The 26363-nt window shown below is 67.6% G+C and carries 21 protein-coding genes; 13 read left to right on the top strand and 8 right to left on the bottom strand.

Translation table 11 applies throughout. The features are described from left to right. Positions 1 to 30: 30 nt before the first annotated feature. The 5 genes from gdhA to AC3WRI_RS00025 all read right to left on the bottom strand — a co-directional run bounded on the left by gdhA (position 31) and on the right by AC3WRI_RS00025 (position 6111). Positions 31 to 1374: an NADP-specific glutamate dehydrogenase gene (gdhA, locus tag AC3WRI_RS00005; protein ID WP_010812813.1), complete on the bottom strand. Its 1344-nt coding sequence runs from the start codon at positions 1372 to 1374 to the stop codon at positions 31 to 33. Positions 1375 to 1682: 308 nt separating this feature from the next. Beyond that, positions 1683 to 2438, bottom strand: coding sequence for a DeoR/GlpR family DNA-binding transcription regulator (locus AC3WRI_RS00010; protein WP_010812812.1), 756 nt, complete (start codon positions 2436 to 2438; stop codon positions 1683 to 1685). A gap of 133 nt (positions 2439 to 2571) precedes the next feature. Next, a complete protein-coding gene (gene phnY / locus AC3WRI_RS00015; RefSeq protein ID WP_010812811.1) occupies positions 2572 to 4035 on the bottom strand; it encodes a phosphonoacetaldehyde dehydrogenase in 1464 nt (487 codons plus the stop codon). Positions 4036 to 4077: 42 nt separating this feature from the next. Continuing rightward, positions 4078 to 5340, bottom strand: a complete 1263-nt coding sequence (gene phnA / locus AC3WRI_RS00020) for a phosphonoacetate hydrolase (protein ID WP_011617554.1) — start codon at positions 5338 to 5340, stop codon at positions 4078 to 4080. 60 nt (positions 5341 to 5400) lie between these two features. Next, entirely contained in the window at positions 5401 to 6111 is a 711-nt protein-coding gene (locus tag AC3WRI_RS00025) for a phosphonate utilization associated transcriptional regulator (protein ID WP_010812809.1), read from the bottom strand. A gap of 263 nt (positions 6112 to 6374) precedes the next feature. Here AC3WRI_RS00025 and AC3WRI_RS00030 point away from each other — a divergent pair, with 263 nt between their 5' ends. The 7 genes from AC3WRI_RS00030 to purU all read left to right on the top strand — a co-directional run bounded on the left by AC3WRI_RS00030 (position 6375) and on the right by purU (position 16060). Further along, positions 6375 to 7409 carry a putative 2-aminoethylphosphonate ABC transporter substrate-binding protein gene (locus AC3WRI_RS00030; protein WP_010812808.1) on the top strand — a complete coding sequence of 345 codons (1035 nt, stop codon included), beginning with the start codon at positions 6375 to 6377 and terminating at the stop codon, positions 7407 to 7409. Between the two features lie 88 nt (positions 7410 to 7497). Next, a complete protein-coding gene (locus AC3WRI_RS00035) occupies positions 7498 to 8610 on the top strand; it encodes a putative 2-aminoethylphosphonate ABC transporter ATP-binding protein (protein WP_010812807.1) in 1113 nt (370 codons plus the stop codon). After that, on the top strand, positions 8601 to 10415 hold the full coding sequence (locus AC3WRI_RS00040) for a putative 2-aminoethylphosphonate ABC transporter permease subunit (protein ID WP_492292288.1): 1815 nt from the start codon (positions 8601 to 8603) through the stop codon (positions 10413 to 10415). The genes AC3WRI_RS00035 and AC3WRI_RS00040 overlap by 10 nt, the downstream gene beginning before the upstream one ends. 41 nt (positions 10416 to 10456) lie before the next feature. Next, on the top strand, positions 10457 to 11590 hold the full coding sequence (locus AC3WRI_RS00045; protein ID WP_439669253.1) for a 2-aminoethylphosphonate--pyruvate transaminase: 1134 nt from the start codon (positions 10457 to 10459) through the stop codon (positions 11588 to 11590). 98 nt (positions 11591 to 11688) lie between these two features. Further along, entirely contained in the window at positions 11689 to 12540 is an 852-nt protein-coding gene (locus AC3WRI_RS00050; RefSeq protein ID WP_041688170.1) for an EamA family transporter, read from the top strand. 97 nt (positions 12541 to 12637) lie between these two features. Further along, the gene (locus AC3WRI_RS00055) at positions 12638 to 15133 is read left to right on the top strand and encodes a GcvT family protein (protein WP_011617558.1); all 2496 of its coding nucleotides are present in this window, start codon (positions 12638 to 12640) and stop codon (positions 15131 to 15133) included. Positions 15134 to 15163: 30 nt separating this feature from the next. Next, positions 15164 to 16060 (top strand): formyltetrahydrofolate deformylase, encoded by an 897-nt coding sequence (gene purU, locus AC3WRI_RS00060; RefSeq protein WP_041688172.1) that lies wholly within the window; start codon positions 15164 to 15166, stop codon positions 16058 to 16060. 22 nt (positions 16061 to 16082) lie between these two features. On the opposite strand, the gene AC3WRI_RS00065 is transcribed toward purU, so the two are convergent. Further along, entirely contained in the window at positions 16083 to 17408 is a 1326-nt protein-coding gene (locus AC3WRI_RS00065; protein ID WP_492292290.1) for an aminotransferase-like domain-containing protein, read from the bottom strand. Between the two features lie 84 nt (positions 17409 to 17492). Here AC3WRI_RS00065 and AC3WRI_RS00070 point away from each other — a divergent pair, with 84 nt between their 5' ends. The 4 genes from AC3WRI_RS00070 to AC3WRI_RS00085 all read left to right on the top strand — a co-directional run bounded on the left by AC3WRI_RS00070 (position 17493) and on the right by AC3WRI_RS00085 (position 20631). Beyond that, positions 17493 to 18122, top strand: a complete 630-nt coding sequence (locus tag AC3WRI_RS00070; RefSeq protein WP_492292292.1) for a LysE family translocator — start codon at positions 17493 to 17495, stop codon at positions 18120 to 18122. 25 nt (positions 18123 to 18147) lie between these two features. Next, entirely contained in the window at positions 18148 to 18486 is a 339-nt protein-coding gene (locus AC3WRI_RS00075; protein WP_010812799.1) for an antibiotic biosynthesis monooxygenase family protein, read from the top strand. A 220-nt stretch (positions 18487 to 18706) separates the two neighbouring features. After that, a complete protein-coding gene (gene adh, locus AC3WRI_RS00080; protein ID WP_010812798.1) occupies positions 18707 to 20227 on the top strand; it encodes an aldehyde dehydrogenase in 1521 nt (506 codons plus the stop codon). 2 nt (positions 20228 to 20229) lie between these two features. Beyond that, positions 20230 to 20631 carry a DUF779 domain-containing protein gene (locus tag AC3WRI_RS00085; RefSeq protein WP_010812797.1) on the top strand — a complete coding sequence of 134 codons (402 nt, stop codon included), beginning with the start codon at positions 20230 to 20232 and terminating at the stop codon, positions 20629 to 20631. 96 nt (positions 20632 to 20727) lie between these two features. Here the strand turns inward: AC3WRI_RS00085 and AC3WRI_RS00090 are convergent, their stop codons facing one another. Continuing rightward, positions 20728 to 22680 carry a sigma-54-dependent Fis family transcriptional regulator gene (locus tag AC3WRI_RS00090; RefSeq protein ID WP_058696534.1) on the bottom strand — a complete coding sequence of 651 codons (1953 nt, stop codon included), beginning with the start codon at positions 22678 to 22680 and terminating at the stop codon, positions 20728 to 20730. 169 nt (positions 22681 to 22849) lie between these two features. Continuing rightward, positions 22850 to 23092, bottom strand: coding sequence for a hypothetical protein (locus tag AC3WRI_RS00095; RefSeq protein WP_010812795.1), 243 nt, complete (start codon positions 23090 to 23092; stop codon positions 22850 to 22852). A 190-nt stretch (positions 23093 to 23282) separates the two neighbouring features. Here AC3WRI_RS00095 and AC3WRI_RS00100 point away from each other — a divergent pair, with 190 nt between their 5' ends. Beyond that, positions 23283 to 24200, top strand: a complete 918-nt coding sequence (locus tag AC3WRI_RS00100) for an alpha/beta hydrolase (protein WP_011617563.1) — start codon at positions 23283 to 23285, stop codon at positions 24198 to 24200. Between the two features lie 30 nt (positions 24201 to 24230). Then, positions 24231 to 26342, top strand: coding sequence for a penicillin-binding protein 1A (locus AC3WRI_RS00105; protein WP_492292294.1), 2112 nt, complete (start codon positions 24231 to 24233; stop codon positions 26340 to 26342). The last annotated feature ends 21 nt before the right edge of the window (positions 26343 to 26363 follow it).

The following is a 26363-nucleotide window of genomic DNA, read 5'->3' on the forward strand; positions in this document are numbered from 1 at the left end:
GGCCGGCATTGCGCCGGCCGGAACTTCAGGTCAGATCACGCCTTGCGCCAGCATGGCGTCGGCTACCTTGACGAAGCCGGCGATGTTCGCGCCTTCCACGTAGTTGATATAGCCATCCGCCTTCTGCCCGTGGTGGATGCAGTTCTGGTGGATGTCCTTCATGATCGCGTGCAGCTTCTCGTCGACCTCGGCATGGTGCCAGGACAGGCGCATGGCGTTCTGCGACATTTCCAGGCCGGAAGTGGCAACGCCGCCGGCATTGCTGGCCTTGCCCGGGGCGTAGAGGATCTTCGCATCGACAAAGCGGTCCACGGCTTCCAGCGTCGACGGCATGTTGGCGCCTTCGGCCACGCAGATCACGCCATTGCCGAGCAGGGTCTCGGCGTCGTTGCCGTCCAGCTCGTTCTGGGTGGCGCACGGCAGCGCCACGTCGGCGGGCACGTGCCACGGGGTGCGGCCGGCTTCGAAGGCCATGCCGTGGCGGGCGGCAAAGTCAGACAGGCGGCCGCGCTCTTCATTCTTGAAGGCCATCACTTCGGCCAGCTGCTCGGTAGTCATGCCCTGCGGGTAGTGCAGCACGCCGCCTGAATCGGACAGCGTCAGCACCGTGGCGCCCAGCTCGATCGCCTTCTCGGCCGCGTACTGGGCCACGTTGCCCGAGCCCGAGATCAGCACGCGCAGGCCGTCGAAAGCGCGCCCGCGCCGGTGCAGCATCTCCTGCGCAAAGTAGACCGTGCCGTAGCCGGTCGCTTCCGGGCGCATCAGGCTGCCGCCGTAGGCCAGGCCCTTGCCGGTGAAGACGCAGGCGGACTGGTTGGAAAGCTTCTTCATCATGCCGGCCATAAAGCCGACTTCACGTGCGCCCACGCCGATGTCGCCGGCCGGGATGTCGGTATCCGGGCCCAGGTGGCGGAACAGCTCGGTCACCAGCGCCTGGCAGAAACGCATCACTTCGCCATCGGACTTGCCCTTGGGATCAAAGTCCGAGCCGCCCTTGCCGCCGCCCATGGGCAGCGTGGTCAGCGCGTTCTTGAAGGTCTGCTCGAAGCCCAGGAACTTCAGCACCGACAGGTTCACAGTCGGGTGGAAGCGCATGCCGCCCTTGAACGGGCCGATGGCCGAGCTGTGCTGCACGCGGAAGGCGCGGTTGACCTGCACCCGGTTCTGGTCGTCGGTCCAGGCCACGCGGAACTGGATCACGCGCTCGGGCTCCACCAGCCGCTCGAGCAGGGCCTGGTCGGCGTAGCGCGGATTGCGCTCGACAAAGGGCCAGAGCGTCATCATCACTTCCTTCACGGCCTGGAGGAATTCAGGTTGATTGGGGTCGCGGCGGGCAACCCCCGCCAGGAATGCGTCAAGGGAGGGAGAATTCACGGATGTCTCTTGCTGTGCTGGAGTGGCTGGATCCGGCAGCCTTGCCGGCTTGGTGCCGGTCTGTGGTGCCGTCTGGCGTTGCGCCGATGGAAGGTGGGTGGCCTCCGGTTGTCCGCACATTCACGGCGGGGCCGTGCCTGTCGGACAATGCAGCACTTTAGCACCAGCGTGGGGCACACGACAGTCAAAACACCTGTGACAGCGGCGTGAAAGCCGCATTTTAGTGCATCAGGCGGGGATTTCCGTGCGATCAGCGGACAGCGCCGCGCCGCCTTTGGGAATCCGACTGGGGCGGACGCTCTGGGCCTTCAGGCGATGAGCAGCTTGGCGCCCCGCTCCTTGAGCGCCGCGGCCAGTTCCGGCTCCGGCGCCATGTCCGTAATCAGCCAGGCAGCCAGGTCGAAATGCTTGATGGTCACGCCGGTATTGCGGCCGAACTTGGTATGGTCAGCCACCACGCAGGCCACGTCGGCGGCCAGCAGCATGCGGCTGCGCAGTTCCGCCGCGGCGCGGGAGAAGTCGCAGATCTCGCCGCGCGGCGTGACGCCGCCGATGCCGACAAAGGCAAAGTCGGTGTGGTAGCGCGACAGCTGTTCGATGGTGTCCCAGCCGTGCGTGGCGTCTTCGTTGTCCTGCAGCTCCCCGCCCAGCACGATCACCCGGTTGCCGTTGCGCCGGCCCAGCAGCTGGGCGATGGCAAGGTCGTTGGTGTAGACCAGCAGGTTGTGGTGGCCATGCAGCGCCTGCGCCACCGCGTGGGTGGTGGTGCCGTAGTCCAGGATCAGCGAGGCGCCGTCGCGCACCAGCTCGGCGGCGCGCACGCCGATCGCGCGCTTGCCTTCGGCATTGACCGCGGCGCGGGTCTGGGTATCGGGCTCGGTGCGGTCAGAAGCCAGCGCGCCGCCGTGGGTCAGCACCAGCAGGCCACGGGCGGCCAGCGCGTTGAGGTCGCGCCGGACGGTCTCGCGCGAGACGTCGAGCTCGGTCACCAGTTCGCTGATAGCCAGCGCGCCGGTGGCGGAGAGCTGGTCGAGGATGTATTTCTGCCGTTGTTCGGCGAGCACGGTGACTCCGGAAGCGTCAGGGACTGGGGGCTGATTCTAGCGCAGCGGGTGCTGCGGTGTGCCAAGGACCATGCCCCTCTCCCGCTTGCGGGAGAGGGGCCAAACCAGCGACAGATTCATTTCCCCCGGTGCTTCACGCCCACGGCAACGTCACCGTCTTCAGGTTGGTAAAGCTCTTGGCCGCCTCCTGCACGCCTTCCTTATAGCCCAGCCCCGAATCCTTGATGCCCCCAAACGGCGTCAGTTCGATGCGGTAGCCCGGCACTTCCCAAAGATTGACCGTGCCCACATGCAGCGAGTTGGCGATTTTGGTGAAGGCCTCGATATTGTTGGTGCACACGCCGGAAGACAGCCCGAACGCGGTCCCGTTGGAAATCCGGATGGCGTCATCGACATCGCGGAAGGTAATGATCGGCGACACCGGCCCGAACGTCTCCTCGCGCACCACCGTCATCGACGGGTCCACGCGGTCGATCACGGTCGGCGAATAGCTGGCACCGTTGCGGTGGTTGCCCACCAGCAGGCGCGCGCCGTGCGCTACCGCTTCATTGACGCGCGCCTCGAACAGCATCGCGGCCTGCTCGTCGATCACCGTGCCCATGTCCACGCCGCGATCCATCGGGTCGCCGTATTTCCAAGCGCGCGTCTTCTCGACCACCAGTTCGGTAAAGCGCGCGGCGACGGCCTCATGCACCAGCATGCGCTTGACCGCGGTGCAGCGCTGGCCCGAGTTCTTGTAGGAGCCCTGCACCGCCAGGTCCGAAGCGCGGTCCAGGTCGGCATCGTCCAGCACGATCAGCGGGTCGTTGCCGCCCAGCTCCAGCACCACGCGCTTGTAGCCGGCCTTGCTGGCAATGTACTTGCCGATCGCCACGCCGCCGGTAAAGGTCACCAGGTCCACGGCGGGGTGCGTGATCAGCTCGTCGGCGATCTCGCGCGGGTCGCCGGTGATCACCTGCAGCATCTGCGGCGGCAGGCCGGCTTCATACAGCAGGTCGGCCAGGTAGAACGCCGACAACGGCACCTTCTCCGACGGCTTGAGCACCATGCGGTTGTTGGTGGCGATCGACGGCGCCACCTTGTGCGCCACCTGGTTCATCGGGTGGTTGAACGGCGTGATGGCGCAGATCACGCCCAGCAGCGGCTCGCGCTGGGTCATCACGCGGCGCTTCTTGCCGTGCGGGGTCAGGTCGCACGAGAACAGCTGGCCATCGTCGCGCAGCGCCTCGGTGGCGGCAAAGCCAAGCACGTCGGCGACGCGGCCGATCTCATACAGCGAATCCTTCTTGGACAGGCCGGATTCCAGCGTGATCAGGTCCGACGCTTCTTCAGTGCGCTCACGCAGCAGCGCGGCGGCGCGGTTCAGGATGGCGGCGCGCTCATAGCGCGTCAGCGTGGAGCGGTAGGCCTGGCCCACTTCGAAGGCACGGCGCACATCGTCAAGCGTGGCCTTGGGCACGGTGCCGACCAGAGTGCCGTCATACGGGTTGCGCACTTCGATCATGCGCTCGCGCACGATCTTCTGGCCGTCGATGCGCAGGGCCTCGGCGCGGAAATGGGGGCTGACGGCGCCAGCGGGGAATTGGGGGGCGTTCATAAGTCTCCTCCGGTCAACACGGTTCGGTACGGCTCGATGCACTCAGTGCAGATGGTTCAGCGCGACATCGAAGATGTCGAAGTTGCGCAGCAGGGCCTTGCCGGGGATACCGGCCGTGGCGCGGTTGAATACCAGCGGCACGGTCTGCTCCGACACGCCACCGTGCGAGCGCAGCGGCGCGTCCAGCCCGGACAGGTCGTGGCGGCTGTGGCTGGTGCCCAGCACCACATGCTTGTCGCTGGTCACCACCAGGTCGCCGACGCGGTCGGGCGGCAGTTCAAAGCGCGCGCAGGCCTCGGCATTGGTCAGCACGCTTTCCACGCCCTGCAGGTCGGACAGCCGGGCCTTGATCGCGGCCGGGTCCGCATCGTCGGGCAGATAGATGGTGGCGTAGGACCCGAGCGCACCGTGGTGGACCACGTAGGGATCGGTGATCGGCAGGATCACGCGCGCGCCGCCGTCTTCCACGCCGCGGCCCAGCCATGCGTCCAGGTGGTCCTGCAGGTAGATCACGTTGGGCGCCTTGGTGGCGTCGTCGTGCTTGGCGTTCATGCCGTGATCGGCGGTCAGCGCGACCACGCAGCCCAGTTCGTCCAGCCGCGCCAGATACTTGTCCATCATGGCGTAGAAAGCGTTGGCGCCGTCCGAGCCGGGTGCGAACTTGTGCTGGATATAGTCGGTGGTGGACAGGTACATCAGGTCCGGGCGGCGCGTTTCCATCAGGCGCACGCCGGCGGCGAAGACGAACTCCGACAACTCCGCGCTGTACACGTCTGGAACCGGCATGCCGACCAGTTCGACCACGCCGTCGATGCCGTTCTCTTCCACCGTGGCCTGGTCGGCCTTCTCCGACGAGAAGCAGATGCCCTGCATGCCGTGGCCCAGCAGGCGGCGCAGCTTGTCCTTGGCGGTCACCACGGCGACGCTGGCCCCGGCATCGGCAAACGCGGCCAGGATGGTGCCGGCGCGCAGGTACTTGGGGTCGTTCATCATCACTTCCTCGCCGCGCCCGCCGTTGGCGCTGCGGTCAAAGAAGTAGTTGCCGCAGATGCCGTGCACCGCCGGCGGCGCGCCGCAGACGATGGACAGGTTGTTGGGGTTGGTGAAGGTGGGCACCACGCAGGCGCCGCGGAAGGCGGAGCCGGCTTCCAGCAGCCGCTTCAGGTAGGGCGCGCGGCCGCTGGCGGCGGCGGCTTCCAGGTAGTCGAACTCGCAGCCGTCGACGCAGACCACCACGACGGGCTGCTGCATCCAGCGGTAGGTGCGCTGGTTGACGGTAATGGTGCGGGCATTGGTGTCAGGCATGTTGGGGTTCCTGTGCTTGGGCGCGATCGGGGTCGGTACTTTCCATGGATACGGTCGGATTCAGGCAGCGGCGCCCTTGTCGGCGCTGGCCGGGTCCACCGCGGCATGCATGCGGGCGCGGCCACGCTCCACGTGCTCGCGCATCAGGCGCGCGGCCAGTTCGCCGTCGCGCGCGGCAATCGCCGAGACGATGGCGCGGTGCTCGCGGGTGGAGTCGGGCATGGCGGCGTGGCTGCCGGACAGCGCTTCGCGCCGGAACAGCGTCAGTTCCTTGACCAGGCGCCGGTAGGTATCCAGCAGCTTGCGGTTGCCGGCCAGTTCGACCATGCGGTCGTGGAACTCCAGGTTCAGCCGCGTGTATTCATCGACATCGCGCGCCTGGCTGGCGACGCCCAGCGATTCCACCAGCGCGCGCAGTTCGCGCAGGCCCTCGGGCGTGATGCGGGCGGCCAGCTGGCGGCCGATGAACTCATCCAGCACGGCGCGCAGCTCATAGATCTCATCGGCTTCTTCCACCGAGATGGCGCGCACGAACACGCCGCGGTTCTTCTCGGTGCGCAGCAGGCCGGCCTGCTCCAGCGCCCGGAAGGCTTCCCGCACCGGTCCGCGCGACACATTGAGCTGCCCTGCCACCTCGATCTCATTGAGCTTGGCGCCGGGGGGCAGGTCGCCCGACATGATCCGCAGTTCCAGTTCGCGCTGCACCAGGGTGGCCAGGGACTGGCTCTGCAGGATGGTGATTTCGCTCGCCAGCGGTGCTTGGCGTGACATGAAAACTCCCGTTTGTGAGGGATTGCGCAATATCGAAAATCCTTATTGCCATTAAAGCAAGCGGTTTGTATATTGTCAACAATCAAGACATCGATGTGGCGCGGATGGTGACGCACGGAGCGCGAAAACCCAGGCATATGTCTTGCAAGTGTTGTAGCACAAGGGTTTCACGGTGATTCAATGTTGTGCAGCACGCCCTATGGCAATGCAACATATTCACCAAATTGACACATATCTCCACCTACAATGCCAGAAGGAGTCCCATGCAACCGTCCTTCACTTCCACCCTGCGCACCGCCGCCGCCCTGCTTGCGCTAGCCGCCTCCGGCACGGCGCTGGCCCAGAAGACCACCCTCACCGTCTACACGGCGTGGGAGATCGAGACCCTCAAGCCGTACGCCGAGGGCTTTGCCAAGGTGGCGCCCGATATCGAACTGAAGTACGTGCGCGACTCCACCGGCGTCATCACCGCCAAGGCGCTCGCCGAAAAAGGCAACCCGCAGGCCGACGTGATCGCCGGGCTGGCTGCGTCGAGCCTGGAACTGCTCAAGCAGGAAGGGATGCTGGCGCCCTACTCGCCCAAGGGCTTCGAGAAACTGACGCGCGACTACAGCGACAAGGCCACGCCGCCGTCCTGGGTGGGGCTGGACGTCTGGGGCGCCACCATCTGCTTCAACACCATCGAAGCCAAGAAGCGCAACCTGCCGCGCCCCGAGACCTGGAAGGACCTGGCCAAGCCCGTCTACAAGGGCACCATCGTGATGCCCAACCCGGCCTCTTCCGGCACCGGCTTCCTGGACGTGACCGCCTGGCTGCAGCTCTATGGCGAGCAGGATGGCTGGAAGTACATGGATGCACTGCACGAGAACATCGCCCAGTACACCCATTCGGGCTCCAAGCCATGCAAGCAGGCCGGCTCTGGTGAGTTCCCGATCGGCATCTCGTTCGAGCTGCGCGCGCACAAGACGCTGGCCTCGGGCGCGCCGATCGAGATGATCTTCCCCAAGGAAGGCCTGGGCTACGACATCGAGGCTGCCGGCATCGTCAAGGGCACCAAGAAAATGGAAGCCGCGCAGCGCTACATGGACTGGCTGGCCAGCAAGGAGGCCAACCAGCTGTTTGCCAAGGACTGGGCCATCGTCGCCTATCCGGGCGTGGCGAGGAAGATCGAGACCATCCCGGCCAACTACGAGCAGATGCTGGTCAAGAACGATTTCAGCCATATCGCCAAGAACCGTGAGCGCGTGCTGGCCGAGTGGCAGAAGCGCTATGCCAGCAAGTCGGAGAAGCAGCCCTGAGCGCCTGAGCGCCGTCCTGTACCGGCGCCCTCGCCCCCTGGGGCAGAGGACGCCGGGTCCCCCAACAGAACCCACCGGGCCCCACGCCATGCAGACCTCCCCATCCACGGCCGAGACCTACCTCAGCCTGAAAGGCATCCACAAGCGCTTCGGCGGCAGCAGCGGCGCCTTCGTCGCACTCCACAATATCGACCTGGACGTGCGCCAGGGCGAGCTGCTGTGCTTCCTGGGCCCGTCGGGCTGCGGCAAGACCACGCTGCTGCGCATCATCGCCGGACTGGAATCGCAGAGCGCCGGCACCATCCGCCAGGGCGGGCGCGACATCTCCACGCTGCCGCCGATGGAGCGCGACTACGGCATCGTGTTCCAGTCCTACGCGCTGTTCCCCAACCTGACGGTGGCGGACAACGTGGCCTACGGCCTGGTCAACCGCCGCATGCCGCGTGACCAGCGCCGCGCCCGCGTGGATGAGCTGCTGACGCTGGTGGGGCTGCCCGAGCGCGGCAACCAGTACCCGGCGCAGCTGTCCGGCGGACAGCAGCAGCGCGTGGCGATTGCGCGCGCGCTGGCCACCTCACCCGGCCTGCTGTTGCTGGATGAGCCGCTGTCCGCGCTCGATGCCCGTGTGCGGGTGCGGCTGCGCAGCGAGATCCGCGCGCTGCAGCAACGGCTGAACATCACCACCATCCTGGTCACGCACGACCAGGAAGAGGCATTATCGATGGCCGACCGCATCGTGGTGATGAACCAGGGCGCGATCGAGCAGGTGGGCACGCCGGCGCAGATCTACCAGCGCCCGGCCACGCCGTTCGCCGCGGACTTCGTCGGCAAGACCAATATGCTGGGCGCGCGCGTCTGCGGCGACGGCGAGCTGCACCTGGGCGGCGTGCGCATGCGCTGCGCCGCGCCCCCGGGCTGTTGCGCCGACGAGGACGTGCAGGTGTTCTTCCGCCCCGAAGACGTATGCGTGCGCGGCATCGAACAGCATGGCCCCAACGTGCTGGAGGCCACCGTGGACAAGATCGAGTTCCTCGGCGCGTTCTCGCGGCTGACGCTGCGCCTGCCTGACGCAGCGTCCGGCGCCCTGTACGCGGACCTCTCCCTCAATGACCTGCACGAGCTGCGCCCGAACACCGGCGACCTGCTGCGCCTGGCCATTCCCGCTGACCGTATCCGCATTTTCCGCCACGCATGCGCATGAGCCTCACTGCGGCGCCGGCCAATACGTCTGCCACCATGCCGGCCACCGATACCATCCCCGCTCCCGCCACCAGCGGGCCGGCCGGGCCTGCCAACCCTGGCGCGCAACCCGCCCCGCCGGCCGTGGTCGCAACCGCCGTGCGCGCGCACTGGACCGACCGCCTCGCCCACGTGCTGCTGGCGCTGGCCGCGCTGGCGCTCGCCTGCTTCGTGCTGGCGCCGATCGTGATGATCCTGGCCAAGAGCGTGCAGAACCGCGACGGCAGCCTGGCCGGCATCGCGCACTTCCGCGCGTATTTCGAGTCGCCCGCGCTGCTGCGCTCGGTGTGGAACAGCCTGTGGGTCTCTGCCCTGGCCACCTGCATCACCGTGCCGCTGGCATTCAGCTTTGCCTATGCGCTGACGCGCAGCCGCATCGCCTGCAAGGGCCTGCTGCGCAACCTGGCGCTGATCCCGCTGCTGGCGCCATCGCTGCTGGCGGCGATCTCCTTCATCTTCTGGTTCGGCAACCAGGGGCTGTTCAAGCCGTGGATGGGCAGCACCCAGATCTACGGGCCGCTGGGCATCGTGGCCTCGCTGGTGTTCGCCACCTTCCCGCATGCGCTGATGATCCTGATCACCGCGCTGTCGCTGACCGACGCGCGGCTGTACGAGGCGGCCGATGCGCTGGGCACCTCGACCGTGCGCAAGTTCTTCACCATCACCGTGCCGGGCGCGCGCTACGGCCTGGTCAGCGCGGCCATGGTGGTGTTCACCTATGCGATCTCGGACTTCGGCATCCCCAAGGTGATCGGCGGCAATTTCCATATGCTGGCCACCGACATCTACAAGCTGGTGATCGGCATGCAGGACTTCTCGCAGGGCGCGGTGGTGTCGCTGATGCTGCTGGTGCCGGTGGCCGTCACCTACTGTGTCGATGCGCGCGTGCAGCGCCGCCAGATGGCGCTGATGTCGGCACGCTCGGTGCCCTACGTGCCGCGCCGCAGCCGCCGCTTCGACCTGGCCATGGCGATGCTCTGCTGGCTGATGGCGGCGTTGATGCTGGCGGTGATGGGCATGGCGATCTACGCGTCCTTCGTCAAGCTGTGGCCGTACAACTTCTCGCTGTCGCTGAACCACTACCGGGTGGGGCTGGTCGAGGGCGGCGTGGTCGATTCCTACCTGAACAGCCTGCGCATGGCCGGAATGGCCGCGGTGATCGGGCCGGTGTTCATCTTCGCCACCGCCTACCTGCTGGAGAAGACCCGCGGCATGGACTGGCTGCGCAGCTTCGTGCGGCTGATGGCGGTGCTGCCGATGGGCGTGCCCGGGCTGGTGCTGGGCCTGGGCTACATCTTCTTCTTCGTGCCGCAGGCCAATCCGATGCACGGGCTGTACCAGACGCTGGGGATCCTGGTGCTGGTGACCATCGTCCACTATTACGCGTCCTGCCACCTGACGGCGGTCACCGCGCTCAAGCAGCTCGACAGCGAGTTCGAGGCCGTGTCCGCCTCGCTCAAGGTGCCGTTCTACAAGACCTTCTTCAAGGTCACGGTGCCGGCCTGCCTGCCGGCCATCCTGGAGATCTCGCGCTACCTGTTCATCAATGCGATGACTACGGTCTCCGCAGTGGTGTTCCTGTACGGCGCCGACACCAAGCTGGCCTCGGTCGAGATCGTCAACCTGGATGAATCCGGCGACATCGGCCCCGCGGCGGCAATGGCGACGCTGGTGGTGCTGACCTCGGCCTTCGCCTGCCTGCTCTATTACCTGCTGCAACGCGTGCTCGATTGCAAGACCCAGGCCTGGCGCCAGGGCAACGACTGACCTTTCCCCTGTTTCCACTCCTTCCCAATCAGGAGCTCATCATGATTCGCGGCAACGACCCGATCCTTCTGACCCCCGGTCCCCTGACCACCTCGCTCGCCACCAAGCAGGCCATGCTGCGCGACTGGGGCTCGTGGGACGCCGCCTTCAACGCCATCACGCGCAGCCTGTGCGACGACCTGGTGCGCATCGTCCACGGCGAAGGCACCCATGTGTGCGTGCCGATGCAGGGCAGCGGCACGTTCTCGGTGGAGGCCGCCATCGCCAACGTGGTGCCGCGCGACGGCAAGGTGCTGGTGCCGCAGAACGGCGCCTATTGCCAGCGCATCCTCAAGATCTGCAAGGTGCTTGGCCGCGCCAGCGTGGAACTGCCGATCCCCGAAGACCAGCCCGCCACCGCCGCGCTGATAGAAGAGGCCATCCGGCGCGACCCGTCGATCACGCACGTGGCGCAGGTGCACTGCGAGACCGGCGCCGGCGTGCTCAACCCGCTGCAGGAAATCGCCGCGCTGTGCCAGCGGCTGGGCAAGGGGCTGATCGTCGACGCGATGAGCTCGTTCGGCGCGATCGAGATCGACGCCCGCACCATGCCGTTCGACGCGCTGGTGGCCGCCACCGGCAAGTGCATCGAGGGCGTGCCGGGCATGGGCTTCGTGCTGGTGAAGAAAGACGTGCTGGAAGCCAGCCAGGGCAACAGCCACTCGCTGGCGCTGGACCTGTACGACCAGTACGTCTACATGCAGAAGACCACGCAGTGGCGCTTCACGCCGCCCACGCACGTGGTGGCGGCGTTCCGCACCGCGCTCGACCAGTTCCTGGAAGAAGGCGGCCAGCCGGTGCGCGGCGCGCGCTACCGCAGGAACTGCGACACGCTGGTGCAGGGCATGGCCGCACTCGGCTTCCGCGCCTTCCTGCCGGCGGCGGTGCAGGCGCCGATCATCGTCACCTTCCATGCGCCGGCCGACGCGCGCTATGACTTCAAGACCTTCTACGCCAGGGTGCGCGAGCGCGGCTACATCCTGTATCCGGGCAAGCTGACGCAGATGGAGACCTTCCGCGTCGGGTGCATTGGTGCGATCGACGACAACGAGATGCGCAATGTGGTGACGGCGATTGGCGAGGTGCTGCGCGAGATGGGGATCAAGATGCAGGCGCCGCTGGCAGAAGCGGCTTGACCCCTTGAGCATCTTCACCTCACTCGCCTAGCAGCAGGCTCCCCTCTCCCGCGAGCGGGAGAGGGGAGCAAACCATCGGTTCGCAAACTCAACCCTTCATGCCCCTCCCCCCAGACTTTCACGGCCTCGCCTTTGCCGCCGTGATGCTGTCCGCGCTGATGCACGCGTCGTGGAACGCCATCGTCAAGATCGGCGGCGACCGCTTGTCGTCGATGGCGCTGATCGACACCTTCTGCCTGCTGGTGGCCTTGCCCTTCCTGTTCCTGGTGCCCCTGCCCGCGCCGCAGGTGTGGCCCTTCCTGCTGGCCACAGTGGCGCTGGAAGTCGGCTACAAGCTGTCGCTGGTGGCTGCCTACAACCGTGGTGACTTCAGCCAGGCCTATCCGCTGATGCGCGGCTCGGCGCCGATGATGGTGGCGATCCTGCTGCTGCTGGCCGGCAGCGAACGGCTGGGGCCAGGCGGCTATGCCGGCATCGCGCTGATCTGCTGCGGGCTGGTCAGCCTGGTGCGCTGGCGCCGGCAATCGCCCGACCTGCTCGGCTTTGCGCTGCTGGCCGGGGCCTGCCTGGCGGCCGGCACCGTGATCGACGGCACCGCGGTCAAGCGCTACGGCGAGGTCTTCACCTACATCGTCTGGCTGCAGGCGATGTCGCACATCTTCATGCCGACCTACGCCTTCAGCCGGCGCGGCAACGCGCTGGTCACGCTGATGCGCACGGAATGGAAGCGCGCGTGGATCGGCGGCATCAACCGGGTGGGCTCGTATGCGCTGATGCTGTGGGCGATGACCATGGCGCCCGTGACCAAGCTGGCTGCGCTGCGTGAATCGAGCGTGATCTTTGCCGCGCTGCTGGGCCACTTCCTGCTGCGCGAGCCCTTCGACCGGCGGCGGCTGATTGCGACCGCGCTGGTCCTGGCGGGGATCCTGACACTGCAACTGGCGCGCTGATCCGTCGACGTATGTTGCATTTTGTGTTGTTTGTTGGCGTTTTTTTGCATAACATGGCAGGCAACGCCAAACCCTTTCCTGCCGAGGTTTTCCCGCCATGTCCCCTGTCATCCCATCCCACTCCCGCGTCGTCATCATCGGCGGCGGCATCATCGGTTGCAGCGTCGCCTATCACCTGACCAAGCTCGGCTGGAAGGATGTGGTCCTGCTGGAACAGGGACAACTGTCCTGCGGCACCACCTGGCACGCGGCCGGGCTGGTCGGGCAACTGCGCTCGCAGGAAAGCATGACGAAACTGATCCGCTACTCCACCCAGCTGTACAGCGAACTGGAAGCGGAAACGGGCCTCGGCACCGGCTGGAAGCAATGCGGCTCGCTGTCGGTCGCGCGCACCGCGGAACGCATGACGCAACTGCGCCGCACCGCGGCGGTGGCGCGGGCCTATGGCGTGGATTGCGAGGTGATCTCGCCCGCCCAGGCCGGCGAACTATGGCCGGTGATGCGCACTGACGACCTGCTTGGGGCGGTCTGGCTGCCGGGCGACGGCAAGGCCAACCCGACTGACCTGACCCAGGCGCTGGCGCGCGGCGCGCGCAGCCGCGGTGCGGTCATCGCGCAGGATACGAAGATCACCGCGATCCATACCCGCGATGGCCGCGCCACCGGCGTGAGCTGGCGCAACAAGGCCGGCGACGAAGGCCGCATCGAGGCGGAGATCGTCGTCAACTGCGCCGGCCAGTGGGCGCGCCAGGTCGGGCAGATGTGCGGCGTGACCGTGCCGCTGCACTCGGCCGAGCACTATTACATCGTCACCGAGCGCATTGCCGGCGTGCATCCTGACCTGCCGGTGATGCGCGACCCGGACGGCTTCATCTACTTCAAGGAAGAAGTGGGCGGGCTGGTGATGGGCGGCTTCGAGCCCAATGCCAAGCCGTGGGGCATGCAGGGCATTCCTGAGCCGTTCGAGTTCCAGTTGCTGCCTGATGACTGGGATCAGTTCGAGATCCTGATGGAGAACGCGCTGATCCGCGTTCCGGCACTGGAGTCGGCGCAGGTCAAGCAGTTCTACAATGGGCCCGAGTCCTTCACGCCGGACAACAACTTCATCCTCGGCGAAGCGCCCGAGCTGCGCAATTTCTACGTGGGCGCGGGCTTCAACTCAATGGGGATCGCGTCTGCCGGCGGCGCCGGCATGGCACTGGCGGAATGGATCGTCGCGGGCGACCCGACCATGGACCTGTGGCCGGTCGATATCCGCCGCTTTGCCGGCTTCAACGGCAACCAAAGCTGGCTGCACGACCGCGTCAGGGAAACGCTGGGCCTGCACTACGCGATGCCCTGGCCCAACCGGGAACTGGATACGGCGCGGCCGTTCCGGCGCTCGCCGCTCTATGCCCACCTGCACGCTGCCGGCGCCAATTTCGGCAGCAAGATGGGCTGGGAGCGGCCAAACTTCTTCGCGCCTGCCGGACAATCGCCCGAGATCCGCTACTCGTTCGGGCAACAGAACTGGCTGCCGTGGAGCGGCGCGGAACACCGCGCCTGCCGCGAGGCGGTGGCGCTGTTCGACATGAGTTCGTTCTCCAAGTACATCGTCAAGGGTGCCGATGCCGAGGCCGTGCTGCAATACGTGATGAGCAACGACGTGGCCGTGCCGCCGGGGCAGACCGTGTACACCGCCATGCTCAACGATCGCGGCACCTATGAATCCGACCTGACCGTGACGCGGCTGGCGCACGACCAGTACCTGCTGGTGACCGGCTCGGCGCAGACCACGCGCGACTTCAACTATATCGAGCGCCTGATTCCGGCCGACAAGCGCTGCGCGATTGTCGATGTCACCGGGCAGTACGCCGTGCTGGCGGTGATGGGCCCGCGCTCGCGCGAGCTGCTGCAGAGCGTGTCGCGCACCGATTTTTCCAATCAGGCGTTCCCGTTCGGCACCTCGAAAGAGATCGATCTCGGCTATGCCACGGTGCGCGCCACACGCCTGACCTATGTGGGCGAACTGGGCTGGGAGCTGTATGTCCCGGTGGAATTCGCCGTGGGCGTCCATGACACTTTGCACGAGGCCGGGAAACGCTTCGGACTGGTCAACGCCGGCTACTACGCCATCGAATCGCTGCGTATAGAGAAGGGCTACCGCGCCTGGAGCCGCGAACTGACCACCGACATCCATCCGTTCGAGGCCGGGCTGTCGTTTGCCTGCAAGCTGAACACGGACATCCCGTTCCGCGGGCGCGAAGCGCTGCTCAAGCTGCGCGCTGCCGGCGGTGCCGCGCAGGTGCGGCGGCGCGTTGCCGTGGTCACGCTGGACGGCGCCAGCGAGGCCATGCTCTGGGGCGGCGAGGCGATCCTGCGCACCGCCCCGGACGGCACCGTGCGCCCGGCCGGCTTCGTCACGTCGGCCGCGTTCGGCCACACCCTTGGCTGTCCAGTGGGCATGGGCTTGCTGGCACGCGCCGATGGTCCGGCCGACGCGGCATGGATCGAGGGCGGCAAGTATCACGTAGACCTGGCCGGGGAACTGCTGCCCGCGCGCATCCACCTGCGCGCGCCGTACGATCCGGCCAGCGAGCGGACCAAGGCCTGAACCTCGATGCAAGCGGATACCGGAGTGCCCATGCCAGTGATCCAGACCGAAACCGCCAGCTACATCCTGACGCTGTCATGCCCCGACCGTCCCGGCATTGTCCATGCCGTTTCAGCGCTGCTGGTGGAAGCCGGCGCCAATATCGTCGATTCCGCGCAGTTCGGCGATCGCGACAGCGCACGGTTTTTCATGCGCGTGCACTTCCAGCGGCCGCTGCCCGAAGGCCAGGATGCCGGCGATGCGCTCGCTGCCCTGCGCAGCACGCTGGCAGGCGTGGCGGCCGCGCATGAGATGGACTGGTCCCTCCACGACGCCGCGCGCAAGCCGCGCGTGATGCTGATGGTGTCAAGGATCGGCCACTGCCTGAACGACCTGCTGTTCCGCTACCGCACCGGCCAGCTGCCCATCGAGATTCCGGCCATCGTCTCCAACCACAAGGACTTCTACCAGCTTGCAGCGAGCTACGACATCCCGTTCCATCACCTGCCCCTGCTCAATGCCACGCCGCAAGGCAAGGCCGCGCAAGAAGCGCGGCTGTGGGACCTGGTCTGCGACTACAGCATCGACCTGGTCGTCCTGGCCCGTTACATGCAGGTCTTGTCCGACGACCTGTGCCGCCGCCTGGAGGGCCGCGCCATCAACATCCATCATTCCTTCCTGCCCAGCTTCAAGGGCGCGCGCCCGTACGCGCAAGCCTATGAGCGCGGCGTCAAGCTGATCGGCGCCACAGCGCACTACGTGACCGGCGACCTCGACGAAGGCCCCATCATCGAACAGGAAGTCGCGCGCGTGGACCATGCCATGGACGCCGCACAGCTGACCGCCATCGGACGCGACGTGGAATGCGTGGCGCTGGCGCGTGCGGTGAAATGGCATGCGGAACATCGGGTCCTGCGCAACGGCGGCAGGACCCTGGTGTTCCGCTGACGCGGCAGCCTTTGCCGCAGCTTCAGCCGGCCACCGCCCGCCGGACCTTGCGCAACGCCTGCTCCAGCGCATCCATGGAAATCGACCCGAGCGCCAGCCGCAGCGCATGCGGCACGCTCGCGCCGACCGCGAACGGCTCGGCCGTCGTCACCAGCACACCCTCGTGCTCCAGGGCGGCCACGACCTGGTCGGCGCGCAGGTCCTCCTCGAGTTCAAGCCACAGGTAGTATGAAGACGGGTGCGCCGTGACGCGGCAGCCGCGCAGGATGCGCCGCGCCAGGCTCTGCCTGCGCCGGGCATCCTTGCGCTTGCGATCTTCCAGGTCATCGACGATGCCGGCTTCGATCCAGAGGCAGCCGAGCGCCACGGTCAGCGACGGCGTGTTCCAGGTTGACACGCGAATGGCGCGTTCCAGCGCCGGCACCAGCGGCGCGGGCGCCGCGACAAACCCCATCCTCAGTCCCGATGCCACGCTCTTCGACAGGCCCGAGACGTAGACGGTCCGCTCTGGCGCGAAGGTGAACACCGGTTTCGGCGCCGGTTCGGCAAGGAAGGCGTAGGCGCCATCTTCAATGATCAGCAGATCATGCCGTTGCGCCAGGGCCGCAAGGCGACCGCGGTCCGCCTCGCTCATGACATAGCCCAGCGGATTGTGCATGGTCGGCATGGTGTAGACCGCCCGCACCGGACGCCGCTTGCAGAGCGCGCCAAGGCGATCCAGGTCCAGGCCCGCGGCGGTCACCGGCAACGGCTCCAGGTCGAGCCGATACAACTGCGCCAGCGCCTTCATGCCCGGGTACGTCAGCGCGTCAACCGCCAAGACGTCGCCGGGATTGAGCAGCCCCATCACCGTCACCGCCAGGCCCTGCTGCGCGCCGTTGACGATCAGCACCTGGCTGCCCGGCACCCGGATGCCGCGGTTGCGCAGGTGCCGGGCGACGGCCTGCCGTTCGTGCGGGCGCCCGCCCTGCGGCGCGGAATGCAGCAACGCGTCAAGGTCGCCCGAAGCCGCGATGCTGCGCAAGCCATCGCGCAACAGTTCAACCTGCCCGGGCAGCGACGGATAGTTGAAAGTCAGGTCCACCGCGCCGGCGCGCACCGGATGCTGCTCCAGCCCCAGGCCACGCGGCAGCGAGGTATCGCGCACGAACGTGCCCCGGCCGGTCTCGCCGACCACCAGGCCGACGGCCTCCAGCTCGACGTAGACGCGTGCCGCGGTCGCCAGCGCCACGCCGTACTGCTTCATCAGCGCACGCACCGTCGGCAGTTGCGTGCCCGGAGGCAGTTCGCCGCGATGAATGCGCGCGGCAATCTCGTCAACAATGGTTTTGTAGCGCGCGTGGGCCATGCTTTGTATCTAGAACAATGCTTTGCGTGTATCAGGCTAGAAGAATAGCCTGCATGCCTAGTCAACGCTAACCATTTCCTGCACATGATTGCCCTGACCACCCTGTCGGTCTTCGCCGCGGCAGTGATGCTGCTGCTCCTGTCACCCGGCCCGAACATGGCCTTCGTGATGGCACATGGCATCACCTATGGCCCTCGGGGCGGCGTTGCGACGGCACTGGGGATTGCCGTGGCCGACCTGATCCTCACGGTCCTGACAGCCACCGGCATCACCGCCCTGGTGATGGCGTGGGCGCCGGCGTTCGACCTGATCCGCTATGCCGGCGCGGCCTATCTGCTGTGGATGGCGGTCAAGGCGCTGCGGCAGCCGCTTGCGCTGAAAGAGGCAGTGGTGACGCAGGCGTCGTTGCGCTCGGTGTTCGTGCGCGCCATGCTCAACAGCCTGCTCAATCCCAAGGCGCTGCTGTTCTTCATGGTCTTCCTGCCGCAGTTCGTGGATCCCGGCAAGGGCGGCGTGGCCCGGCAGCTGCTTGAGCTTGGCCTGGTCCTGACGGTGATCGCCACCGTGTTTCACGCATTGCTCGGCGCGGCTGGCGGCACCGTGCGCCGCTTCCTGTCACGCCATCCCAAGGCGGCAACACTGCAGTCGCGCGGCCTGGCAGCCGTGCTGGTGCTGCTGGCGCTGCGGCTGGTGCTGACCTCACGCCCGGCCTGAACCCGTTTCCCACGCAGAGCCCCTGATGTATATCGCAGCCTTTATTTACCGGCCCGGCCAGGCCGATGACGAGTTCCACCGCCTTAGCGCCCTGATCGACGAGATCGCCGCCGGCATACCCGGCTTTGTCGGTGCCGAGTCCTGGCGCTCGCCAGATGGCCAGTTGTCCAACGCCAGCTACTACTGGCGCGACAAGGACTCCCTGCAGGCCTTCGCCACCCACCCGCGGCACCTGGACGCCAAGCGCCAGTACCGCAAGTGGTATGACGGCTATCACGTGGTGATATCCGAAGTGCAGCGCGCCTATGGCGACGGTTCGCTCCGGCACTTCGTGCCCGACAGCCGGCGCCAGCGGCAGGGGTAAGCCCTGCCCCGGGTGTTCCATTCTGGAACACCCGGTGTCACGCGCTGGCACAGCCGTGCCGGCGCGTGACATCTCCCACCCGTGCCACGCGCACGCGCCCCCCGCTTTTCCCCGTTTTTTCGTTCGATTCACGCCCCGGCACAGCTCTTGCGATCTGCCTGCCGTGCGCACGGCCGGAATGCCGTGACGACACCACAGAAATCTCTGAACGGAGCGAGACATGAACATGGCGGAAATCGCCCAGCTGGGCGTCAGCAACCCCTACAAGCAGCAGTACGAGAACTACATCGGCGGCGCCTGGGTGCCGCCCGCCGGCGGCGAGTACTTCGAATCGACCACGCCGATCACCGGCAAGCCGTTCACGCGCGTGCCGCGCTCCGGCCAGCAGGATGTCGACGCCGCGCTGGACGCCGCGCACGCCGCCAAGGCCGCGTGGGCTCGCACCTCGACCACCGAGCGCGCCAATATCCTGAACCGCATCGCCGACCGCATCGAGGCCAACCTGAAGCTGCTGGCCGTGGCCGAGAGCATCGACAACGGCAAGCCGGTGCGTGAAACCACCGCCGCCGACCTGCCGCTGGCGGTCGACCACTTCCGCTACTTCGCCGGCTGCATCCGTGCGCAGGAAGGCGGCATCTCCGAGATCGACGCCGACACCATTGCCTACCATTTCCATGAGCCGCTGGGCGTGGTCGGCCAGATCATCCCGTGGAACTTCCCGCTGCTGATGGCCACCTGGAAGCTGGCGCCGGCGCTGGCCGCCGGCAACTGCGTGGTGCTCAAGCCCGCGGAGCAGACGCCGGCCTCGATCCTGGTGCTGATGGAAGTGATCGGCGACCTGCTGCCGCCGGGCGTGGTCAACGTGATCAACGGCTTCGGCCTGGAAGCCGGCAAGCCGCTGGCATCGAGCCCGCGCATCAGCAAGGTCGCCTTCACCGGCGAGACCACCACCGGCCGGCTGATCATGCAGTACGCGTCGCAGAACCTGATCCCGGTGACGCTGGAGCTGGGCGGCAAGTCGCCCAACATCTTCTTCGAGGATGTGCTGGCTGCCGACGACGCCTTCTTCGACAAGGCGCTGGAAGGCTTTGCCATGTTCGCGCTGAACCAGGGCGAGGTCTGCACCTGCCCGTCGCGCGCGCTGATCCAGGAATCGATCTACGACCGCTTCATGGAGCGCGCGCTCAAGCGCGTGGCCGCGATCCGCCAGGGCCATCCGCTCGACACCGGCACCATGATCGGCGCGCAGGCGTCCGCCGAACAGCTGGAGAAGATCCTGTCGTACATCGACCTGGGCCGCAAGGAAGGCGCGCAGTGCCTCACCGGCGGCGAGCGCAACGTGCTGGACGGCGACCTCGCGGGCGGCTACTACGTCAAGCCGACCGTGTTCGCCGGCCACAACAAGATGCGCATCTTCCAGGAAGAGATCTTCGGGCCGGTGGTCTCGGTGACCACCTTCAAGGATGAGGAAGAAGCGCTGGCCATCGCCAACGACACGCTCTACGGGCTCGGTGCGGGTGTCTGGACACGTGACGGCGCGCGCGCATTCCGCATGGGCCGCGGCATCCAGGCGGGGCGCGTGTGGACCAACTGCTACCACGCCTACCCCGCGCATGCGGCATTCGGGGGCTACAAGCAGTCCGGCATCGGCCGCGAGAACCATCGCATGATGCTCGACCACTACCAGCAGACCAAGAACCTGCTGGTGAGCTACAGCCCCAACGCGCTCGGGTTCTTCTGACCATGGCGGGCCCGACGTCCGCTCCCGCCACCGCGCCGGTCGCACGCGTGGTGGCAACCCCGGCCGCGCTCGCGCTGATCGCGGAGCTGGCCGCGCGGCATGGCCCGCTGATGTTCCACCAGTCCGGCGGCTGCTGCGACGGCAGCGCGCCGATGTGCTACCCCGCCGGCGAACTGCTGGTGGGGCAGGCCGATGTCTGCCTGGGCGAGATCGGCGGCGCGCAGTTCTACATGACGCGGGCGCAGTTCGAGTACTGGCAGCACACGCGGCTGGTGATCGATGTGGTGCCGGGGGCGGGCGGGATGTTCTCGCTGGAGGGACGGACGGGGAAGCGGTTCCTGACCCGGTCGGAGTTGTTCAGCGATGAAGAGGCCGCGTGGCTCGCGGCGCAGCCGGGGTTGTGAGGATGATTGCTTGCTGATGTCGGTAGTTGCTTGCCGACGGAGTGCTCCCTCTCCCGCAAGCGGGAGAGGGAGCAAACAAGCGGGATCGGAAGGCCTTCAGCGCTCCGCTTCCTCGTCGCCCTCCAACCCCTCCCTCAACCTCCGATAGATCGTATTGCGCGACACCCCCAGCTCACGCGCCGCGTGGCTGACATTGCCGCCGTGCCTGGCGAGCGCCTGCCGGATCAGGCCTGCTTCCCAGTCGCGCATGCGGGCGGACTTTGATGGCGCCGGCGCCTGCACGGCAGCCGCCGCGTCACAGCGCTCCGCCTCATCGCCGCACTCCTGCTCAAACCCTTCCGGCAGGTGCTCCACCCCGATCTGCGCCTCCCCTTCCGCCAGGATCGCCGCGGTGCGCAGCACGTTGGCAAGCTGCCGGATATTGCCCGGCCACGGGTGCCGGCGCAGCAGCGCCAGCACCTGCGCGTCGACATGCACCGGGGACGGCAGGCCGGCTTCTTCGCACTGCCGCTGCAGGATGCGATCGACCAGCAGCGGCAGGTCGCTGCGCTCGCATAGCGGCGGCAGGGTCACGGCCAGCGCATTGATGCGGTAGTACAGGTCTTCACGGAAAGCGCCATCGGCAATCATCGCGCGCAGGTCGCGGTGGGTGGCACAGACCACGCGCACATCGACCGGCAGCGCGCGGGCGCTGCCCAGCGGGGTGACCGCGCGCTCCTGCAGCACGCGCATCAGCCGCACCTGCTGTGCCAGCGGCATGTCGCCGATCTCGTCCAGGAACAGCGTGCCGCCGTGCGCCTGCACGACCTTGCCCTCGCTCCCGCGGCGACGCGCGCCGGTGAAGGCGCCTTCTTCATAGCCGAACAGTTCGGCCTCGATCAGCGATTCGGGGATGGCCGCGCAGTTGACCGCGACGAAAGGCCCGCCGGCGCGCGGCGAGGCGGCGTGGATGGCGCGCGCCAGCCACTCCTTGCCGGTGCCGGTGCGGCCCTGGACCAGGATGGTGATATCGCGCCCGCTGACCTTGCGCACGCGGCGCAGCACCGCGGCCACCGCGGCGTCGCCGGTATCGAGCGCGGCCAGTGCCGGCGGCAGCGGGTCTTCGGCGCCGGGCTGGCGCACCGCGATGGGCGCGGCCAGGTATTCGATGCGGGCAAACACCTGCACCCGGCTGGGCAGCGTCAGCGTCTGCAGCGATCCCGCCGCGCCACCGCGCGCCTGCATCGCCGCGCGCACCGGCTGGCCGAACAGCCCGGCAAAACCGGCGTCCGCCAGCGCGTGCGGGGCCAGCCCCAGCTGGAACAGGCCGCTGCGGTTGGCAGCCAGGAAGGCGCCGTCGGGCGAGAACGCCGCCACGCCCTCGAACAGCGTGCCGACGAACTCGGGCCGCGCATGGAAGCGCACCAGCAGCGCGTCCGGGAAGTGGTTGGCAAACAGGTGGTTCTCGATCATCTGCGCCGACATCCGCACCAGCGCCATGGTGTGCCGGTGGAAGCCGCGATGATCGCCGCTGACATCGAGCGCGCCCAGGATGGCACCGGTCGGGCTGGCGATCGGCGCGCAGGAGCAGGTCAGCTGGTGGTTGGACTCGAGGAAATGCTCGCTGGCATGGATCAGGGTGGGACGGGCCTCGGCCAGTGCGGTGCCGATGGCATTGGTGCCCTTGCTCGGCTCCGACCACGATACCCCCGGTGCCAGCGCCACGCGCCGCGCCCGCGCGACGAATACGCCGTCGCCCAGGCTGTGCAGGATCACGCCGCTGCTGTCGGTCAGCAGCACCATGCTGTCGGTATTGGCGATCTGCGCGTGCAGGGTCTCCATCACCGGCAAGGCATGGCGGTACAAGTCGCGGCTGGCGTCCACCAGCTCACCCAGCGCGCGCGGGCTGACGGCATCGAAGCCGGGCGCATGGCGCACATCCAGCCCGAAGCCGGCCGAACGCGCATGCGCGCGGGCGATCAGGCCAGCGCGGTCGGCATCGGCCGGGTCGACATGGGCAGCCTGGCGGGCGACATCGGAAGGCGCAGCGGGATGGGCGGCACGGTGCATGGCGGCGGGTCTCCTGTATCAGCAGGCGGCGCGCGTCGCGGCCGCTGCCTGCCGTCCCGTGGCGCGTGCCGTGCAGCTCAGGTGCGGCGGCAGGCCGGGCGGCTGTAGTCCGGCAACCTTATCACAGGCTCCCGGCCATGTATTGCCCCCGCGCCATGCCGGGCCGGGGTCAGCGTTTTTCGTCGAGCAGGTCGTTCAGGATTTCGTCGAAGGTGGCCTGGGCATCTTCCAGCGCCTGCAGCGCCGCATCGAACGTCTGCAGCGCAAGCTTGGAAGGCTTGCCGCTGCCCTGCGGCGGATAGTGGGCCTGCAACGCGGTGAAGGCCACCTGCACCTGCCGCGTGGCCGCGACCACGCGTTCCATGGCCTGCGCCTCTTCGGCGCGGTATTGCTCGTGTTTCTGCTCGCTCATGCCCGTTTGCTCCGTATGCGCGCCGTCTCGGGAGGGGGTGCGCGCGCGTGAATGAGGTATATCGTACAAGAACTGCGCCGGGCGGCTTGCGCTGCGCGCTCGCGCCTGACAAAAATGAGGTAGGCTGCGCGGCTGGGCGGCAAGGCCGGCGCTGGTGCGCCCCGCCTGGCAGCGACACTGAAGACTAGCCATGCCATTGATCACCCGCCGTACGCTGGCAGCCGCGCTGATGACTGCCAGCGGCTTCGCCTGCTACTGGACCTACCTGACGCTCAACCAGGAACGGCTGCTGTTCGATGCACGCCGGCGTCCGCCGCGCGACCTGCCCGACGGCATCATTGGCTACTCGCACCTGATCCCCGGCGGCGTGGTGCGCGGCTACATCTACCATAGCCCCGGCGACAACGTGCGCGACCTGCTGTTCTACCTGCCCGGGCGTGGCGAGGATGTGCTCGAAACGCTGCAGTACGCGCGCTGGCTGCCCGCCGGCATGGCCTTCGCCACCTATGACTACCGCGGCCTGGGACACTCCGACGGCCTGCCGTCCGAGGGCGCCGCAGTGGCCGACGCCAGCCAGTTCCTGCTGCATGCGCGGCGTGTCTTCCCCGACACCCGGGTGCATGTGGTGGGCCGCAGCCTGGGCACCGGCGTCGCGATCCAGCTGGCGGATCTGCAGGACTTCGACAGCCTGCAGCTGATCACGCCCTACGACTCGCTGCTTGAACTGGTGCGCAAGCGCTTCCCGCTGGTGCCGCTGCGCCAGCTGATGCGCCACCATTTCGATTCGATCTCGCATTGCAAGAAGGTCGTGCAGAGCACCAAGGTGCTGCTGGCCGAGACCGATGAAGTGGTGCCGCATGAATGCTCGGAACGGCTCATGGCTGCCTGGCCCGGCCCGGTGGCGTTGCAGACCGTGCCAGCCACGAATCACTTCACCATTATCGAACGCGAGGAAACCTGGCTGGCGCTGTGCGAATTTGCCCGGCATCACGGCCAGGCCAGGCTGCGCGTGGCTACAGCCCAGCCCGCACCGCCGGCCGCCACCGGCACGCCGCCCATCGACCATGACGAGCTCGGCAACCCGCTGCCGCTGGCGGCCGGCCGCTAGCGCCAGTCAGGCAGCGGGTAAAATGCGCGCATGAAAAAAATCGCAGTCAAGGCAGGCGGCGCCGTACTGGCACTGGCTGCAGCCGGTGCCTTGCTTGCCGGCTTTGCCGCGGTGGTAAGCCTGCGGCAGCTTCCCGCAGTCGACTCCCTGCGCGACTACCGGCCCGACGTGCCCCTGCGGATCTACACCAGCGACAATGTGCAGATCGGCGAGTTCGGCAGCGAGCACCGCGAGTTCATCCCCTTCGGGCAGATGCCGTCGCGCATGGTCCAGGCGCTGCTGGCAGCCGAGGACGACCAGTTCTACGAGCACGAGGGTGTCGACATTCCCGGCGTGCTGCGCGCCGCGCTGGCCAACCTGGGCCAGGGCTATGCGCAGGGCGCGTCCACCATCACCATGCAGGTGGCGCGCAATTTCTACCTGTCGCGCGAGAAGACGCTGGCGCGCAAGTGGTATGAAATGCTGCTGGCCTGGCGCATCGACCAGACCCTGCCCAAGGACCGCATCCTTGAGCTGTACATGAACCAGGTCTACCTGGGCGAGCATGCCTACGGCTTCGGCAGCGCCGCGCATGCGTACTTCGGCAAGCCGCTGGCGTCATTGTCGCTGGCCGAGGCGGCGATGCTGGCGGGGCTGCCCAAGGCCCCTTCGTCCATCAACCCGGTGGTCAACTTCCCGCGCGCCAAGCGGCGCCAGGAATATGTGCTGGGCCGCATGCTGGCACTGGGCATGATCAGCCAGGACGACTACCGCGAGGCCCGCGCCGCGCGCCTGGCAATCTCCGACGACAGCCCCGGCAGCTTTGCCGGGCATGCCGAGTACGTGGCCGAACTCGCGCGCCAGCTGGCGCGCGAGCGCTTTGGCGACGAGGCCTACACGCGCGGCCTGAACGTCTACACCACGGTGTCGTCGGTGCGCCAGACCCTGGCTTACGATGCGGTGCACGGCGGGCTGGAAGGCTACGCGCGGCGCCACCGCAAGTTCGTCAAGGACCTGTCGCAGGGCCCGCAGGGTGCGCTGGTATCGCTGGACAGCGCCACCGGCGCAATCGAGGCGATGGTGGGCGGCGCCGACTTTGCCACCAGCCGCTTCAACCACGCCACCCAGGCGCAGCGCCAGCCGGGCTCGACCTTCAAGCCCTTCGTCTATGCGGCGGCACTGGAGCGCGGCGTGTCGCCCGGCACGCTGATCAACGACTCGCCGCTGCCCAATGGTTCGCGCTGGCAGCCGTCCAATGACGACGGGCGCTTTGTCGGCCCTATCACCGTGCGCCAGGCGCTGGCGGAATCGCGCAACCTGCCGGCGATCCGCACGCTGCAGGCGATCGGCATCCCGTACACGGCGGAGTTCGCCAGCCGTTTCGGCTTCGCGCCCAGGCGGCTGCCGCGCTACCTGCCGCTGGCACTGGGCACCGGCACCACTTCGCCGCTGCGCCTGGCCGCGGCCTATGGCGTCTTTGCCAACGGCGGCCACCGCATCGAGCCCTACCTGATCGCGCGCATCACCGACAGCGAAGGCAAGGTGCTGTTCTCTGCCGAGTCGGAGGACGCCGCGGACAGCCCGGCCCCGCCGCGCGTGATCAGCGCCCGCAACGCCTTCGTCATGGACAGCCTGCTGCGCAGCGTGGTCGACGACGGCACCGGCGCCGGCGTGCGCCGCTACCTGCGCCGCGCCGACGTGGCCGGCAAGACCGGCACCACCAATGACTCGGTCGACGGCTGGTTCGCGGGCTACGCCGGCGGCGTCGTCACGGTGGCGTGGATGGGCTACGACGACAACCGCAGCCTGGGCGAGCATGAGTTCGGCGCCACCACCGCGCTGCCGGTGTGGGCCGCCTATATGGAGGGCCGCCTTGCGGGCGTGCCCGTGCCTGAAGCTGAAGCGCCCGCCGGCGTGGTCCGCGTGGGAGATGACTGGATGTACGCGGAGTATGCCGATGGCAGCCACGGCATCGCCGCCATCGGCTTCCCGCCGCCGGCACCCGCGGCGGCGCCGGCGGTCGATCCGGTCGCCAGCAACCTCGGCGGGACCGCGGCGCCGGCCCCGGCTGCCCCCGCGCCGACACCTGTCACCAGCGAGACAACTGGCCTGCCGGCGCCCGGCGCTGCCACGCCGGCCGTCCCCGCGGACGCCAGGCTGTAGACTTCCGGCTTTCCACTGTCC

Source organism: Cupriavidus sp. FW305-27, from assembly GCF_058787995.1.